This is a genomic window from Pseudomonas sp. GNP013, from assembly GCF_054343995.1.
Genome location: NZ_JBTGUT010000001.1, coordinates 4,772,539 through 4,788,172, shown reverse-complemented (window position 1 = coordinate 4,788,172; position 15,634 = coordinate 4,772,539). Strand labels below are relative to the sequence as shown.

Genomic DNA, 15,634 nt, shown 5'->3' with positions numbered 1-15,634 from the left:
CCTGCAGGGATTTTTTATTGGGAGAACGCTGATGTTCTACGTGCAACGCGATCAATACAACGCGCTGGTTCGCGTCGAGGCACAGGCTTTTAGCGAGGCCACCGAGACACTGCCGGCCGACCACCATGAGATCCAGGCATGGTTTGCCGGTGATGCGGTGGACAACAGCCTCAAGCAGCTCAAGCAAAGTGACCTTGAGATGATTCGAGTGCTGGATGACTTGATTCAGGTGCTGATCACCAAGAACGTGATGAGCATCACCGACCTGCCGCCGGCGGCGCAGGTCAAGTTCCTTGAGCGCACCCAGGCGCGGGCCGCGCTGGGCGGCTTGAGTGAGCTGATCAACGACGATGAAACCGGCTTGATCTGACCCCGGCCACCTCCTTTACGGGGTGACCGTCAAGGAGGTTCCAGGTGTCAGCGCTTCACTTCCAGGGCGCGGGTTCACCGACCAGTCGGCCTTGCACCCCTTCGATGCCCATCTCCCGGATCACCCGCAACTCACCTTCGGTTTCCACGCGCTCGGCAATCAACGGCAGGTCGATGCTGTGGGCGGCGCGCTGAATGGCTTCGATGAAAAAGCGCTTGTGGCTTTCGTGGTCAATGGCGCGGATGTAGCTGCCGTCGATTTTCAGGTAGGCCAGCCCCAGGTTCGCCAGGTTGCCGATCATGCTGAAGCGCCCGCCGAAACGCTGCAGGCCGAGGCTGAAGCCCAGGTTGCGCATGCGCCGGGTCAGGCGCTCCAGTTCGGTCTGTTCGGGCACTTGCTCCTCGCCGATCTCCAGCGTCAGCTGTGCGCCCAGCGTTGGGTGCTGGGACAGGCGTTCGAATACCCGCTCCAGGGCTTGAGGGTCCTGCAGGGTCGCGGCCGACAGGTTCAAGGCCGCCGAGACGGGGTGCTGGCTCAGGTGTTTGATCACCAGGTCCAGCATCAGGTGGTCGAGCCGCGCGGTCCAGCCGAAGCGTTCCAGCCAGGGCAGGAAGTGGCCAGCCGCGATGGTCTGGTTCTGGTTGTCGAGCAGGCGCGACAGCACCTTGTAATGCAGCACCTGCCGGGTGTCGCCGCTGCTGACCACCGGCTGGAAAAACAACTGGAAGCGGCCTTGCTTCAGCGCGTCATCGAGCAAGGTGTGCCAGCTGTGCGGGTCATCGCTGACGGTGCCAGTGACCTGATGTTCCAGGCACACCCAGCTCTGGCCGCCGCTGGCTTCGGCCTGGGTCAGCGCCTGGTCGGCCAGCATCAGCAGGTCGGCGGAGGCGTCGCCCGGGTTGTACGGCGCCAGGCCGATGAAGGCCACGGTCGGCATGTCGGTGGCGCCGGTTTCGTGCAGGCTTTGCAGGGTCGCCTCCAGCGCCTGGGCCAACTGCAGGGCTTCGTCGCGCACCAGCCCCGGGGCCAGCACTGCGAATTCGCCGCCACGGCTGCGGGTGATGAGGTTGTGGGTTTCCGGGTACTTGGCGCAGGTGCGCACCAGTTGCTGGCTGACCGCCTGCAGCAACTGGTCGGTACGTTGCCCGCCCAGGCGCTGGTTGAGGCCGCTCAGGTCGTTGACGCGCAGCATCAGCAGGTAGCCGGAGCTGGATTCCTCCAGGTTGCTGACCCGCGATTGCAGCTGCATCTCGAAATAGCGACGGTTGGCAAGGCCGGTGAGGCTGTCCTGGTAGGACTCCACGCGCAGCTTCTCGCTGCGCTCGGTCTGCTCATGGAACAGGGCCTTGAGCTTCTCCACCATCTGGTTCATCGCCTGCACGACGCGGCGCAGCTCCGGGGTGCGCGGCAGGTCGGGCAGGCTCAGGAATTCACGACGGGCAATCGCATGGGACTGCTCGACCATGTAGTCCAGCGGCTTCAACTGCCGGCGCAGCAGCAGGGCGCCGAGCACCGCGCTCACCGCCCCGCACACCAGCAACCAACCGAGGCTGCCCAGGGCGCTCTGCCAGAGTTTGGCCAGGGCAAACATCGGGTGGCTGACCACCTCGACCCGTGCTGCCTGCTGCCAGCCGCGGCTGACGATGGCATCACCGCCGGCCGGTTCCAGGCCGATCATCTTCACGAACCACGCCGGTACGTTGCTGGCATCCGGCTCGGCGGCGCGCTCCACCAGTACCTGGTTATTGCTCAGGTCCACCACGCGGATGCTGGCGTAGTAGCCGCTGTCGAAGATCGAGCTGACCATCAGCTCGGTCATCGCCGGGTCATCGATGTTCGGGGTCAGCGACAGGGCCAGCGCGGTGGCCGCGTCCTGAGCGTGGGAGCGCAGCTGGTTGACGTACTGGGTACGCGAGCTCTCCAGGCTGACCATGAAGCTACCGCTGAACGCGACTATCAGGAACACGCAGATAGCGATCAGCAATTGTTTGAACAGTGACATCGTAGCTCCTGTTAATTGTCCGAACTGGCCGGAAACCCTTCAGCGGTCATTTTTTTCAACACATCCTGCCAGCGTGACAGGCGTTTGGTGTCACCGACTTTCTTGTTGCCCGCCGCGCCGGTCAGCCACAGGCCTTCGCCGTTGAAGGCATACACGGGGAGCAAATCCTGGCGTTGGCTGGCAGGCAGAATCGCGTCCATCAGGCTGTCGAGCACCAGGGGCATGGCCTCTGGGCTCGCATAATACGTCAGCACCATGTGCGCACGGTTCTGACGCAGCGCCTTGACGTAGGTAATGCGCAATTTCTCGGCCGGCACGCCGAGGTGGCGCAGGCTGAAGTACTTGGCGATGGCGTAGTCTTCACAGTCGCCCGCGCCTTTCCACAGCGACTGAATGGGGGTGGCCCAGTAATCGACCTCGTGCCACAGGTCGATGTCTTCCTCGTAGTGCAACTGCCGATTGAAGAAGAGGTTGACCACCTTGAGCTGCTCGGCCTCGCTTACCTGTTTCTGGGTGGACAGCAACTGTTGCCACGCATCGATGCGCTGGCGCCCGGCGCCAAGTGGACCGTACAGCGTTTCGGCGCGTCGGCTGATCTGGCTGAAATCCCAATCGGCCAGCAAATCGCCCAGCAGCCCGCCCGCCAACAGCAGCGTGACGGCGAAACCGTAGAGGACCCGAGGGAGTTTGAAGCGTAACGCCACTGCGATTACCCAGGCATGCAGCATGGAAGGTGCGGCAATGGTGAGGCGATACCCTGCAAAAGACAATGGCACAGTGGAATCACTTTTGATGAATTGCAGAAAGTGTTCGTCATTTAATTGGCTATTTTCCACTCGTCCGAAAGAATGCTGGCAATTTGATCAAAATAATGACACTTGCGCTTCGCTGTCGGAGAATGAGCCATCAAAATGCCTACAAGAAGACCTGCGGTGAAGCCAGTATCTTGCCGACCTTTCACGTCTTTACACGGCGCTGTTAAGGAGTTCCGGCCATGAGCCGCACCGATTATCTATTTGCCCTGTTCGGCAAGAGCGTTTCCCGCGACCCTGAGGGAAGAAACGCTCGGCTGCACTTCTTCGGCACCGTGCCGTTTGACGATGGCACGCGGGTGAACCAGAGAGACGGCTCGCATTACCGTAGTCATCCTCAGGAGCGATTCCAGCCGGGCGAGCAGCAGGTTGCCCGCCCAACGGTGGTGGCGGTGGTGTCGATCAACGGCGGCGTGGGGCGCAGCACCCTGGTCACGGCGTTGAGCAGCGGCCTGCAACGACTCGGCGAGTCGGTGATGGCCCTGGATCTGGACCCGCAGAACGCGCTGCGCCACCACTTCGGCGTAGAGGCCGAGCAACCTGGCCTGGGCCGTGCCAGCCTGCTTAATGCACCGTGGACGAGCGTCGTGCAATCCGGGTTTGCCGGGTGCCAGGTCATCCCGTTTGGCGACACCGACAGCCATCAGAAGGAAAGCCTGCAGCGCTGGCTTACGCGTGAGCCCAAGTGGCTGGCGCAGCGCTTGTCGGCACTGGCGCTGGATGAGCGCGGCCTGGTGATCATCGATACCCCGGCAGGCAATAACGTCTATTTGCAGCAGGCATTGAGCGTGGCCGATATCGTGCTGGTGGTCACGCAGCCCAATGCCGCCTGCCTCGGCACACTGGATCAAGTGGATGCATTGCTGGCGCCGTGCCTTGAGCGTGCGCCGCGTTGCCACATTGTGATCAATCAAATGGATGATAAGTCGGCGTTCAGCCTGGAGATGTTCGAGGCTTTCAAGCAACGTCTGGGTGACAGATCCGTTCATGTGATCCACCACGATTCATCCATCAGCGAAGCCTTGGCGTTCGCCTCCGACCCGCTGGATAACATACGCGTGAGCCTGGCTGGCGACGATATCAACGGCCTGTGCCGGCTGTTGATTGCCCGTAAAAAACGTCCATAAGTCGCGGTTTATACGCGTAACGCCAGATGCTTATGCACAATCGTTCGGTGCCACCTGTCACAAAACAGCCATGGTGCGGCGTTGTTCGCGTTACGTTGCAACTGCCTGTTTTGCGTGCGTTTTATTATGTGAACAAAAAATGACCAGCACCGCTTGCGTGCTGTAGCGTAGGTGGCTACAGCCTCTGTAAAGATTTCATCAACAGAGTTATCCACAGGGCGTGCGGGTAAATGCTGCCCCTTAATCGCGCTCGGCCAGTAGCATCAGGTTACGCGGCGTCAGCGAGGGTTCGCAGAAGGTGCCCAGTTCAACGGCGTAGCCTTGTTCCTGCAAAAACAGCGCGCGATCCAGCACCAGCCATACTTCCAATGGCCGGCGAAACAGCCCACGCAGCAACTCGAGGTTTCTGACTTCGGCCAGACGACGCCAGCCGTACGCCTCCAGCGTTTCCCACGGTTGCTCTCCTGTGGATAAACCCTTGAGGCGTGCCAGCTCCTTGCAGTAGTCGGCGTAGGGTTTGTCCAGCCAACTGGCAGGCAACGAGGGAGTGGCGAGGTAGTCGTCGACGCCGCGCAGTTGCCGTTGCAGAGGGTCGAAGCCCAGGCGCCAGGCCATGGAGCGGTCGAGCCGCTGGCGCACGCGCTTGCCGGCGGTCACGGTCTCGGTGAGGGGCAAGCTGAGATCATCCACCGAAAGGTGCAGTGCCGAGGCTCGAGCTGCGCCCGAGAGTGGCTGATAGCGATCGGCATTGATGCGGTTATAGCAGCAGGGCGACAGCGCCAATTGCCTGCAGCCAGCGGCGCTGGCCACTTGCAGCAGACGCACATGCAGGTCACCGCAGGCGTGCAGGGCGACGGGCGTGTGCTCGGGGCCGATTGCCACGTCTGCCATCACGTCCTGCAGACGATGGGCGGCGGGCAGCCGATGGTGATCGCTCAGGGCTTGCCCGGCCGCGATCAGGTTCGGGTCGTATTCGAGGCACGTCAGCGTTTGCCCGGTGTGCAGCAGGCGGCGGCCAAGGTGACCTTTGCCCGCGCACCAGTCCAGCCAATGCCTGGGCGTGTCGGCAAAGTGCAGGGCTGCGCCGAAGGCTTCGATCTGTTGCCATTTGCGGCCCGGTACGTCGACGTTCAGACGAGGTCGGGCAGGTGCCAGGGTGTGGGCTGGTAATTTATCCACAGCGCTCAGTTGCAATGCTTGTCGCGCGAGCTGTGGAAACGGCGCCGGTGCGGGTAAATCGTGGGGTTGGTTGTGGCTGTCTTGCGCCTCGCCCAGGGTGCGTTGGCGCAGCCAGGCGGCGAGTTGCGGGTGCTCGGTTTCCCAAGGCAAATGGCGATGAACAAAGGGCCGTGGTCGCCACAGCCCCTGGTGCTCGATCAGGAACGCATCCAGCGCGTGGAAGCGCGCCTCAACGTCCCTGGCAGGCATCGACGCGTAGCCAGCGTTCCAGCAGTTTGAAGCCGCGTACCAGGATGTAGGCCATCAGCAGGTAGAACAGCCCGGCAGCGAAGAAGATCTCCACCGGCAAATAGGTGCGCGCGATGATGGTACGGGCCATGCCGGTCAGTTCCAGCAGGGTCACCGTGCTGGCCAGGGCGCTGGCCTTGAGCATCAGGATCACCTCGTTGCTGTACGCCGGCAGGCCGATGCGCGAGGCGCGCGGCAGGATGATATAGAACAGCGTCTTTGGCCTGGACATGCCCAGGGCGCGCGCCGCTTCGATCTCGCCGGGCGGGATCGCCTGGATCGCGCCGCGCAGGATCTCGGCGATATAAGCAGCGGTGTGCAGGGTCATGGTGGCGGTGGCGCACCAGAACGGATCGCGCAGGTACGGCCACATGAAGCTGTGGCGCACTGAGTCGAACTGCGCCAGGCCGTAGTACACCAGAAACAACTGCACCAGCAGCGGCGTGCCACGGAAGAAAAAGATGTAGCCGTAGGGCAGGGCACGCACGTACCACAGGCGCGATGAGCGGGCGATCCCGAGCGGGATCGCCAGCAGCAGGCCGGCGATGACCGCAATGGCCACCAGCTCCAGGGTGAGGGTGGCGCCCTGTGCCAGTTTGGGCAGCCACTTGATGATCACCGCCCAGTTCAGGCCCAGGTCGAAATGCGCCAGCCAGCTGTAGTCGCCGCTCATTGGGTGCTCCTTGCAAAGCCGCGGGCGGCGCGTTTTTCCAGGAAGTACATGCCGCTCATGGCCAGCACCGTGAGGCCCAGGTACATGAGTGCCGCGACCATGAAGAAGGTGAACGGTTGCTTGGTGACGGTCACGCCGATCTGCGCGTGGCGCATGATTTCTTCAAGGCCGATCACCGACACCAGCGCAGTGTCCTTCATCAGGATCATGAACAGGTTGCCCAGGCCCGGCAGGGCGATGCGCCACATCTGCGGCATGATCAATCGGGTAAAAATCCGCAACCGGGACAGCCCCAACGCCACACCGGCTTCGCGGTGGCCCTTGGGAATAGCGAGTATCGCGCCACGGAACACTTCCGTGGCGTAGGCGCCAAAGCACAGGCCCAGGGCGATGACGCCAGCGGCGAACGCGCTGAGTGACAGATCGGGGATACCGAAGGTCTCGCCCAGGCTACGCATCAGGTTGACCGTGCCGAAATAAATCAGCAGCACCCACAGCAGTTCGGGAATCCCGCGAACGAGGGTCGAGTAGGCTCCGCCCAGCCATTGCAACGGCTTGTAGGGGGACGTCTTGCCCAGGGCGCCGGCAAGGCCCAGCACCAGCCCCAGACACAGGGCGGTGAGCGCCAGTTTGACGGTCATCAGCGCACCAGCGGCAAGCGCGGGGCCGAATCCGTAGAGATCGAAATTCATGGTGTTTTCATATCGTGGCAGGCAATGCAAAAGCCGGCGCGCTCACGTGAGCGCGCCGGGCAGGCCGTTCAGGTCATTCGATGCTGAACGGGAAGTACTTGTCGTTGATTTTCTTGTAGGTGCCGTCGGCCTTGATCTCTGCCAGGGCTTTGTTCAGGCGCTCGCGCAGCGGGTCGCCCTTGCGTACGGCGATACCGATCTTGTCGCTTTCCACCACCGGGTCGCCCTTGAACTCATAGGCCGAACCGTCTTTGCTCTTGAGCCATTCGTATTGCACGTACTTGTCGGCAAGAATGCCGTCCAGACGACCGGACGTCAGGTCGAGATAGGCGTTTTCCTGGGTGTCGTACAGCTTGGCTTCGGTGTCCGGCAGTTTGTCTTCAAGGTAGGTACCGGCCAGCGTTGCGCGCTGTGCACCGATGATCTTGCCCTTGAGGTAGTCGGCATCGGGCTTGAAGTCGGTAGTGGCTTTCGGCGCGATGAACTGCAGCTTGTTGGAGTAGTACGGGTCGGTGAAGTCGACGGCCTGCTTGCGCTCATCGGTGATCGACAGCGAAGACACCAGGAAGTCGAACTTCTTGGCGTTCAGGGCCGGGATGATGCCGTCCCAGTCGGACACGTAAACTTCGCACTTCTCGACTTTCATCTTGGCGCACAGGGCGTCGCCGATGTCCTTGTCAAAGCCCACCACGTTGCCGCTGGCGTCTTTATTGTTGAACGGCGGGTAGGCCGCTTCGATCCCCATTTTCAAGGTTTCCGCCATGGCCGTGGCGCTGAACGCCATCGAGACGGCCGCGGCCAGAAGGAATTTTTTATAGTTCTGCATGCAGGTTGCTCCGTTAGCGGTTGCTGGACATGAATTGTTTGCAGCGCGCCGAAAGCGGGTTTTCAAACACCTGCTGTGGCGATCCTTGCTCTTCGACCAGGCCCTGGTGCAGAAACACCACTTCGCTGGACACCTGACGGGCAAACCCCATTTCATGGGTGACCAGCAGCATGGTACGGCCTTCTTCGGCCAGTGCGCGGATCACATTAAGTACTTCCTGGACCATTTCCGGGTCAAGCGCGGAAGTGGGCTCGTCAAACAGAATGACTTTGGGCTGCATCGCCAGGGTGCGCGCGATGGCCGCGCGTTGTTGCTGGCCACCGGACAATTGCGCAGGGTAGGCGTGGCGCTTGTCGGCGATGCCGACCTTGGCCAGCAGGGCTTCGGCCACTTCGATCGCTTCGGCCTTGCTCTGGCCGCGCACGCGGCGTGGCGCCTCGATGATGTTGTCGAGGATGCTCATGTGCGGCCACAGATTAAAGTTCTGAAACACAAAACCGATTTCGCTGCGCAGGCGGTTGATCTGCTTGCCGTCGGCAGCTTGCAGCTCGCCGTTTTTTGCGGCCTTGAGCTTGAGCTCTTCGCCGGCCACCAGGATCTGGCCCTGGTGCGGGTTTTCCAGCAGGTTGATGCAGCGCAGGAGTGTGGATTTGCCGGAACCGGAAGAACCCAGGATCGAGATCACGTCGCCGTCGCGGGCGGTCAGCGAGATACCCTTGAGCACCTCCAGCTCGCCATAGCGTTTATGCAGGTTGCGGATTTCAAGCGCGGGCGTGGCCTCGGCCATGGGGGGTCCTCATTGTGTTCGTTGCATGCGGCGCTGCGGGGCCACCTTCTGGCGAGGCGCCAAGCTAGCATAGCGTCTGGATGACAGCCAACAGCGCTGCGGGCGGTTAAACGGTGGTCTGCGGCAGGGTGTCGCATCGGCACAGCGGCGTGTCGCGCCATCAACAACCGAACAACCGTTTGCCCCGGAATATGCGCAGGCTTTGCGTAAAAAGGGCGCGATGGTGCCAGCTTTGGCCAAGTGTTGGAAGGGTAAAACCGGCAAACGGTGCATACTCAGCCCTTTAATAGGGCGTCACGCACTTTTTGTGTGTGTTTTTGGTGCGCTCAAACGTCTTGAATATGGGGTGCACGGTAACGCTATAGCGAAATGCCATTGTTCTCAATGACTTGCGATTTATGCGGAAGCGTCCTACAGGCCGCGCCGGCTGTGGATTCGTAACATTTTGGCGCAAATCTTGCGTAAAAAATAAAGAACGCCCCTGTTGGTTTCTTTTCACGAGAAAGCATCCAGGCCGGGCGGACCGTTTTCGCAATTCCTCGCAAAGGTGTGTCAATGAGTAGTACGCAAAGCTCCAATGACCTCGAACAGGGGCTCAAACCGCGTCACGTCACCATGCTGTCAATTGCCGGCGTCATCGGTGCCGGGTTGTTCGTCGGCTCCGGCCACGCGATTGCTGCCGCTGGCCCTGCCGTACTGCTGGCGTATGCCGCGGCGGGCACGCTGGTGGTATTGGTGATGCGCATGCTCGCCGAAATGGCCGTAGCGTCGCCGGACACCGGTTCGTTCTCCACTTACGCCGACCGTGCGATCGGGCACTGGGCCGGCTTTACCATCGGCTGGTTGTACTGGTGGTTCTGGGTGCTGGTGATTCCACTGGAGGCCAACGCGGCGGCGACCATCCTGCATGCGTGGTTCCCCGACGTGGCCATCTGGGCCTTTACCCTGATCATCACCTTGCTGCTGACGGCGACCAACCTGTTCAGCGTGAAGAACTACGGCGAGTTCGAGTTCTGGTTTGCGTTGATCAAGGTTGTGGCGATCGTGGCCTTCGTCATCCTCGGCCTGGCGGCGATTTTCGGCGTGTTGCCCACCAGCCAGGTCAGCGGCGTGTCGCACCTGTTCGATACCCAAGGTTTCATGCCCAACGGCATGGGCGCGGTGCTGGCGGCCATCCTCACCACCATGTTCTCGTTCATGGGCACCGAGATCGTCACCATTGCGGCGGCTGAATCGAAGAATCCCGGCCAGCAAATCACCAAGGCCACCAACTCGGTGATCTGGCGGATCGGTTTGTTCTACCTGTTGTCGATTTTCATCGTGGTGTCGCTGGTGCCGTGGAACGATCCGACCCTGGCGGCGGTAGGTTCCTACCAGACCGTGCTGGAGCGCATGGGCATCCCGAATGCCAAGCTGATCGTCGACCTGGTGGTGCTGGTGGCGGTGACCAGTTGCCTGAATTCGGCGCTGTACACCGCGTCGCGCATGCTGTTCTCCCTGGGCCGTCGCGGTGATGCCCCGGCTGTGGCCAAGCGCACCAACAAGAGCGGCACGCCTTATTGGGCGGTGTTGCTGTCGACGGGGGCTGCGTTCCTGGCGGTATTCGCCAACTACGTGGCACCGGCGGCGGTGTTTGAATTCCTGCTGGCCAGCTCCGGCGCTATCGCGTTGCTGGTGTATCTGGTGATCGCGGTGTCGCAACTGCGCATGCGTCAGAAGCGTGTGGCGGCGGGTGAGAAGCTCGAATTCAAGATGTGGCTGTTCCCTGGCCTCACTTATGCGGTGATGGTGTTTATCGTGGGTACCTTGACCATCATGCTGTTCCAGGAAGCGCACCGGGTCGAGATCATCGCGACTGGCGTGTTGAGCTTGCTGGTGGTGGCTGCGGGGCTCGTTGTTGCGAGCCGGCGCAAGGCTCAGCGGGCGAGTGCTGCCGTGCTTAACTGATGGTTGAGTGGATGTAGTTCAGGTGTGGGAGGGGGCTTGCTCCCGATAGCGGTGTGTCAGCATCAGGTGTGCTGACTGACAGGCTGCTATCGGGAGCGAGCCCCCTCCCACATTTGTTTTGCGTCAGTCCTGGGAATTCACCAGTGACTGTGACGCCGCCACGTAATCGGCCTGGAACTCTGCAGATTCAATCCACGCCAGCGCCGCCGCTTCATCGTCACTGTCCGTGGTCCATTGCCGATACTCGATCAGCGCGGCCAGGATAAAGTCGGTGGCTTCTTCTTCGCCTTCCTGCTCCAGCACCAGCGCCAGCAACGGGTGCGCCAGGAACGCTGCACACATTGCTTGTTGGCTGACTTCGCTGGCAACGCGCATCTCCAGGAACAATTCGGTCAAATCCACCGACTCAAGGTCGATACGGTCGTCGTCACCGGCAAACGCATCCGGCTTGGCCGCCACGGCGCGCTGGGTGCGGTTTTGCTTGGCTTTGGCCTTGGCCCGATGGGCACGTTTCTGCTGCTTGTTCGGCGAGGCCATGGGTCGGCTTCCTTGGGTTTGGGGGGGTATTGAAGCGCAGGTTGGGGTAAATCCCAAGGGGTTGTGTGGAAGGGGCGATTCGCGGTGCTGCTATTGCTCCTTGTTTGTGCTGCTAATACGCTCGCGTCTTTGGATCGGCCTAGAGCGTCTTCATGACCCGCGAAACCCTCGAACACAAGCAGATCCCCCTCTACTTCGTCGCGGTCCTTCTTGCTGCCACGCTGGGCCTGTTCGCGCCTTCGCTGGGGCATGGCCTCGCCGCTCTGGTCACGCCCGCTATCGCCGTGCTGATGTATGCGATGTTCCTGCAGATCCCGTTTCTGGAGCTGCGTCAGGGGGTGGGCAGCAAGCGCTTTATGGCGGCGCTGCTGCTGGCCAATTTCATTCTTGTGCCGTTGCTGGTCTGGGCACTGACCCGAGGCCTTGTGGAGCGCCCGGCACTGCTGGTGGGGGCGTTGCTGGTGTTGCTGACGCCGTGCATCGATTATGTGGTGGTGTTCACCCATATCGGCAAGGGCGATTCGCGGTTGATGCTGGCGGCGACGCCGGTGTTGCTGCTGTTGCAGTTGGCGCTGTTGCCGGTGTACATGGGGTTGATGTTGGGCACGCAGTCTGAGGTGGTGGTTGAGGTCGGGCCATTTGTCGCGGCGTTTGTGTGGTTGATTGTGGTGCCGATGCTGCTGGCGGTACTGACGACGTCCCTGGCGCGACGATCTGCTGTCATCAGTGCGTGGAACAGCGCCTGGGCCTGGTTGCCGGTGCCGGCGATGGCGCTGGTGCTGTTTGTGGTGATCGGTTCGCAGATCACCTCGGTGGTGCGCGATCTCAACCTGCTGCTGCCGGTGATTCCGGTCTATCTGGGTTTCGTGTTGCTGGCGCCATTGCTGGGGATGCTGGCCGCGCGATTGTTCGCGTTGCCGGCGGGGGCGGCGCGTGCGGTGACCTTCAGTGCCGCCACGCGTAACTCGCTGGTGGTGCTGCCGTTGGCACTGGCGCTGCCGGAAGACGTGCGCGGGTTGGCGGCAACGGCGGTGATCCTGCAGACCCTGGTCGAGTTGGTTGCCCAGTTGTTCTACGTGCGCCTGATTCGCGCAGTGGTGTGGCGCAAAAATCGGTAAACGCATGAAGTTTCAGGTCTGTTCAGGCGCTATTCAGGGGTGCGTTGTGCACCATGAGCGGCGCCTTACACCTGACAGGTCAACCGATGGATCACCGCAACCGTTTTCGCCTGGAATCCCTGGGCCTGTTTCTGATCGCCCTGTTGTTGTTCACCTTGGGTATCTGGGACCAGCAGCCCCAAGGCTTTGACGGTCGCTGGGCGCTGTTCCTGCAGGAAATGTTTCGCCATGGCGCGAGTCTTTTCCCTACTACCTACGGCCAGCCCTACGCGGACTACCCCGGCACTGCGACGTTCTTCAGTTTTGTGTTTGCCCGAGTCTTCGGTGCGCCCAATCACTTGGCGAATATCTTGCCCACCGCGCTGGCATCCGCCGGGGTGATTGCCGTGATCTACCGGCTGTTGGCCCCTCGCAGCCGGCAATGGGCGCTGCTCACTGTGCTGTTGACCTTGCTCACCACACAACTGCTGGAAAAGTCCCGCTCGGTCTGCCTTGATCAGATGGTCGCGCTGCTCTGCGTGGGCAGCTTCTATCTGCTGCACAGTGGTGAGCGCCTGGGTTCGCGCTGGCGGCAACTGGCGGTGTTTCCGTTGTTCACCCTGGCGTTTGCGATTCGCGGCCCGTTGGGGCTGATCGAGGTCTGCGGCGTGGCATGCGTTTACTGTGCGCTCGGCCGTCCCGGCGAACGGGTCAGGCAGGTGCTGATTCACGGTGTGGTCGGCCTGGTGCTGTTGGCGGCCTGCTGGTGGCTGCTGATGAAGCTGGCGCGGATCAGCGGAGGCGATGCGTTTGCCGACGAGGTATTCAAGATGCAGGTGGGTGGGCGCCTCGATGAAAACGGTGAGCCGTTCTATTTCTACTTCCAGTTGAGTTTGTACCGTTACTTTCCCGTGGTGCCGCTGGCCCTGGCGACCCTGTTTGCGCTGCGCCATCGCTGGGCGCTACGACGGACCGAGGAAGACGTGCAAATGGTGGTGCGTCTCGGTGCGTGCGGCTTGATGATTCTGCTCGGCCTGTCGGTGCCGCATTTCAAGCGCGCCTATTACATCCTGCCGATGGTGCCGATGTTTGCCGCTGTCGCCGCCTATGGGCTACTGCAGTCGCAGGGCTGGCTCGCTGGCGTGCGCCGATGCTACGAAGGCCTTGTCGCGGCGCTGCCAACGCTGTGCGCGATCGCCGTGCTGGTGTGTCGGCACGCGTGGCAGAAGCATGGCTACTGGCCGGATGTATCGTTGCCGCTATTGTTCAGCGTATTGGTGTTGCTGCAGGTGGCGGTGCTGTTCGCCTGGCATCGGGCGGCGCGCCTGGTGTGGCTCAGTCTGATCGCACTGGCGGCGCAATGGCTGCTGCTGGTGGCGGTGGTAGAGCCGTCCAAGGACCTGCAATTCGACACCCGCACGTTTGTCGGTCAGGTCGAATCGCTACGCGCCGTCACCCCTGGACCGTTGGTGTTCGTCGATCTTGGCCAGGACACCTGGGGCGTGCGCTACATGATGAACCTGGATCACGACGAGCGACCGTTGTTCGTAGGGCGCCATGAACTGGAGAAATTGAACGCGCTGCCAAGGCCGTCCTGGGTGATTGTGGAACGCACGCAAACGGTCTTGCTGAAGGGCTCGCCGGTGGAGCATCTGGCTCCGGCGTTCAACGGGCGATTGAATGACAATCCGTTGATGGTGTTTTTGTTGAAGTGAGTGCGACCTTGTCTGGATAAGTCTTCATGCGTAAGGCCTGTCCAACTGCTCAGGGATGAATCCTTCCTCGCGTAGTGACTTGATAACGCCTCTGATCAGGTAGTTGTTGGAGAACCCGATGGTGTAATGCCGTGCACCTGGGTTAACGGGAAGAAGCATGCCCTGATCGACCAGTTTTTTTATCTGGTAGGTTCTTTGTGCGGCGGACAGGCTTGGCAGTACATCGGCAATGTCGCTTGATTTGACGACCTTCAGTTGAACCGCCGTGGTCAGAATTTTTTCCTCAATTGGCGTGATCCATTCTCGCTCTTTTGCCATGGCTATGGTGGGCGCCAGGACGTGCCTGGTCAGATAGCCATAATCAGTCAGTCTGCTTACTTTCTCCAGTTCGTCTTTGATCCCCGCGAGAACGTAGATGCACCATGCTTCGAGTCCCTCCTTGGTGCCTGTATCGGCACTGGAGAGCATTGAATAGTACTTTTCCCGATCAATGCAGAACACAGCCGTAGGGTTCAGGACTCGACCGCCCGCGCTGACGTTGAAGCCGTACTTCATTAACAGTGCGTAGGTGAGAAGACGTACGACACGGCCATTGCCGTTGCCGAAGGGATGAATCCAGCCGAATCGGTGGTGGGCCAGGGCGACCTTCATCAGGTCATATTTGGGCGCATCCGGCTTATTCACGAAGGCAATCAGTTCTTGCATATACCCCTGTACCAGCACGGCATCGGGAGGCAAGTGGTCTGATTGGGCTATACGTACTCCAGCTTCACGGTATGCGCCTGGCGTGCGATCACCTTCGCGCGTCAGTCCTTGAACCGTGATCGAATGAAGTTCCCGGATTGCAAACTCGGAGAGGTCTACGCCAGGCTTCACGATGCTTTCAACGTAGTCCATGGCTTTTTCGATATTTGCGATCTCTCGCAATTGATCTGAGTCTTCTGCTTTTCCATCGACTTTACTTTCGATGTAGTCCGCGAGGGTCGTATGGTTGCCCTCAATACGAGCGGAACCGAGGCTCTCCAGCGTGTGAAACAGGTCCTTAAGCTGGAAAAAAACGGCAGGTGGCGTATCGCCCCCCAGTTCCAGGCGGCGCAGATGTTCCAGTTCACTCAGAACGTCAACCAGACCTGAGTCGAATGAAGGGTTCAGAAGCTCAAGATCGTGGTGAAAAAACTCTGCCATGTCGAAAAATATCTCTAATCGATTTTTTATTATCTCAAAAAATGAGCGCTCTGATGCCCGTAAAACGCGGGTTCAGGGCCTGAATAGGGACTACGTTATCTCAAAAACACAATTCAGATAAGTGAAAAGCTTGAGGGGCGCAAGTGGGTTTGGCCAGATGATCCTTCGTCAGCGGGCCTGTGCCTGAGGGGCGGTATAGGGCCTGCTCAAATCGCAGGCAACAAAAAACCCGCACAAGGCGGGTTTTTTGTGTGTTTCGGATGATAGTTGCACCACCTGAAACTGATTAGTGGTGCCCAGAGACGGAATCGAACCGCCGACACGGGGATTTTCAATCCCCTGCTCTACCGACTGAGCTATCTGGGCAACGGGGCGCATTAAACGGGTTTTTCAGGGG

The 15,634-nt window shown here is 60.6% G+C and carries 14 protein-coding genes and 1 tRNA gene; 5 read left to right on the top strand and 10 right to left on the bottom strand.

What is annotated here, in order from left to right; genetic code table 11:
- Window positions 1-31: 31 nt before the first annotated feature.
- Window positions 32-370: a tryptophan synthase subunit beta gene (locus ACXX81_RS21105; protein ID WP_209987399.1), complete on the top strand. Its 339-nt coding sequence runs from the start codon at window positions 32-34 to the stop codon at window positions 368-370.
- A 55-nt stretch (window positions 371-425) separates the two neighbouring features.
- Here ACXX81_RS21105 and lapD read toward each other — a convergent pair whose 3' ends face one another.
- Both lapD and lapG read right to left on the bottom strand, forming a co-directional pair.
- Window positions 426-2,372, bottom strand: a complete 1,947-nt coding sequence (gene lapD, locus ACXX81_RS21100) for a cyclic di-GMP receptor LapD (protein ID WP_458572327.1) — start codon at window positions 2,370-2,372, stop codon at window positions 426-428.
- 11 nt (window positions 2,373-2,383) lie between these two features.
- Window positions 2,384-3,076, bottom strand: coding sequence for a cysteine protease LapG (gene lapG / locus ACXX81_RS21095; RefSeq protein WP_373460635.1), 693 nt, complete (start codon window positions 3,074-3,076; stop codon window positions 2,384-2,386).
- 290 nt (window positions 3,077-3,366) lie between these two features.
- Between lapG and bcsQ the strand changes: the two genes are divergently transcribed.
- A complete protein-coding gene (gene bcsQ / locus ACXX81_RS21090) occupies window positions 3,367-4,311 on the top strand; it encodes a cellulose biosynthesis protein BcsQ (protein ID WP_209987405.1) in 945 nt (314 codons plus the stop codon).
- Between the two features lie 240 nt (window positions 4,312-4,551).
- Here the strand turns inward: bcsQ and ACXX81_RS21085 are convergent, their stop codons facing one another.
- From ACXX81_RS21085 to ACXX81_RS21065, 5 genes are all read right to left on the bottom strand, one after another.
- Window positions 4,552-5,739, bottom strand: coding sequence for a methyltransferase (locus ACXX81_RS21085; RefSeq protein ID WP_458572326.1), 1,188 nt, complete (start codon window positions 5,737-5,739; stop codon window positions 4,552-4,554).
- Window positions 5,720-6,409 (bottom strand): ABC transporter permease, encoded by a 690-nt coding sequence (locus ACXX81_RS21080; RefSeq protein WP_057008627.1) that lies wholly within the window; start codon window positions 6,407-6,409, stop codon window positions 5,720-5,722. The genes ACXX81_RS21085 and ACXX81_RS21080 overlap by 20 nt, the downstream gene beginning before the upstream one ends.
- A 38-nt stretch (window positions 6,410-6,447) precedes the next feature.
- A complete protein-coding gene (locus ACXX81_RS21075; protein ID WP_458572325.1) occupies window positions 6,448-7,143 on the bottom strand; it encodes an ABC transporter permease in 696 nt (231 codons plus the stop codon).
- A 73-nt stretch (window positions 7,144-7,216) separates the two neighbouring features.
- The gene (locus ACXX81_RS21070; RefSeq protein WP_057008583.1) at window positions 7,217-7,969 is read right to left on the bottom strand and encodes an ABC transporter substrate-binding protein; all 753 of its coding nucleotides are present in this window, start codon (window positions 7,967-7,969) and stop codon (window positions 7,217-7,219) included.
- Between the two features lie 13 nt (window positions 7,970-7,982).
- Window positions 7,983-8,756: an ABC transporter ATP-binding protein gene (locus ACXX81_RS21065; protein ID WP_209987413.1), complete on the bottom strand. Its 774-nt coding sequence runs from the start codon at window positions 8,754-8,756 to the stop codon at window positions 7,983-7,985.
- A 555-nt stretch (window positions 8,757-9,311) separates the two neighbouring features.
- On the opposite strand from ACXX81_RS21065, the gene gabP reads away from it, so the two are divergent.
- Window positions 9,312-10,703: a GABA permease gene (gabP, locus tag ACXX81_RS21060; protein WP_209987417.1), complete on the top strand. Its 1,392-nt coding sequence runs from the start codon at window positions 9,312-9,314 to the stop codon at window positions 10,701-10,703.
- A 123-nt stretch (window positions 10,704-10,826) separates the two neighbouring features.
- Here the strand turns inward: gabP and ACXX81_RS21055 are convergent, their stop codons facing one another.
- Window positions 10,827-11,240 (bottom strand): hypothetical protein, encoded by a 414-nt coding sequence (locus tag ACXX81_RS21055; protein ID WP_209987420.1) that lies wholly within the window; start codon window positions 11,238-11,240, stop codon window positions 10,827-10,829.
- Between the two features lie 152 nt (window positions 11,241-11,392).
- On the opposite strand from ACXX81_RS21055, the gene ACXX81_RS21050 reads away from it, so the two are divergent.
- Both ACXX81_RS21050 and ACXX81_RS21045 read left to right on the top strand, forming a co-directional pair.
- Window positions 11,393-12,358: an arsenic resistance protein gene (locus tag ACXX81_RS21050; protein ID WP_231422692.1), complete on the top strand. Its 966-nt coding sequence runs from the start codon at window positions 11,393-11,395 to the stop codon at window positions 12,356-12,358.
- Between the two features lie 86 nt (window positions 12,359-12,444).
- Window positions 12,445-14,052: an ArnT family glycosyltransferase gene (locus ACXX81_RS21045; RefSeq protein WP_458572324.1), complete on the top strand. Its 1,608-nt coding sequence runs from the start codon at window positions 12,445-12,447 to the stop codon at window positions 14,050-14,052.
- Window positions 14,053-14,076: 24 nt separating this feature from the next.
- Here the strand turns inward: ACXX81_RS21045 and ACXX81_RS21040 are convergent, their stop codons facing one another.
- The gene (locus tag ACXX81_RS21040) at window positions 14,077-15,237 is read right to left on the bottom strand and encodes a Fic family protein (protein WP_458572323.1); all 1,161 of its coding nucleotides are present in this window, start codon (window positions 15,235-15,237) and stop codon (window positions 14,077-14,079) included.
- 290 nt (window positions 15,238-15,527) lie between these two features.
- Window positions 15,528-15,603: transfer RNA gene (locus tag ACXX81_RS21035), tRNA-Phe, on the bottom strand.
- Window positions 15,604-15,634: the final 31 nt, after the last annotated feature.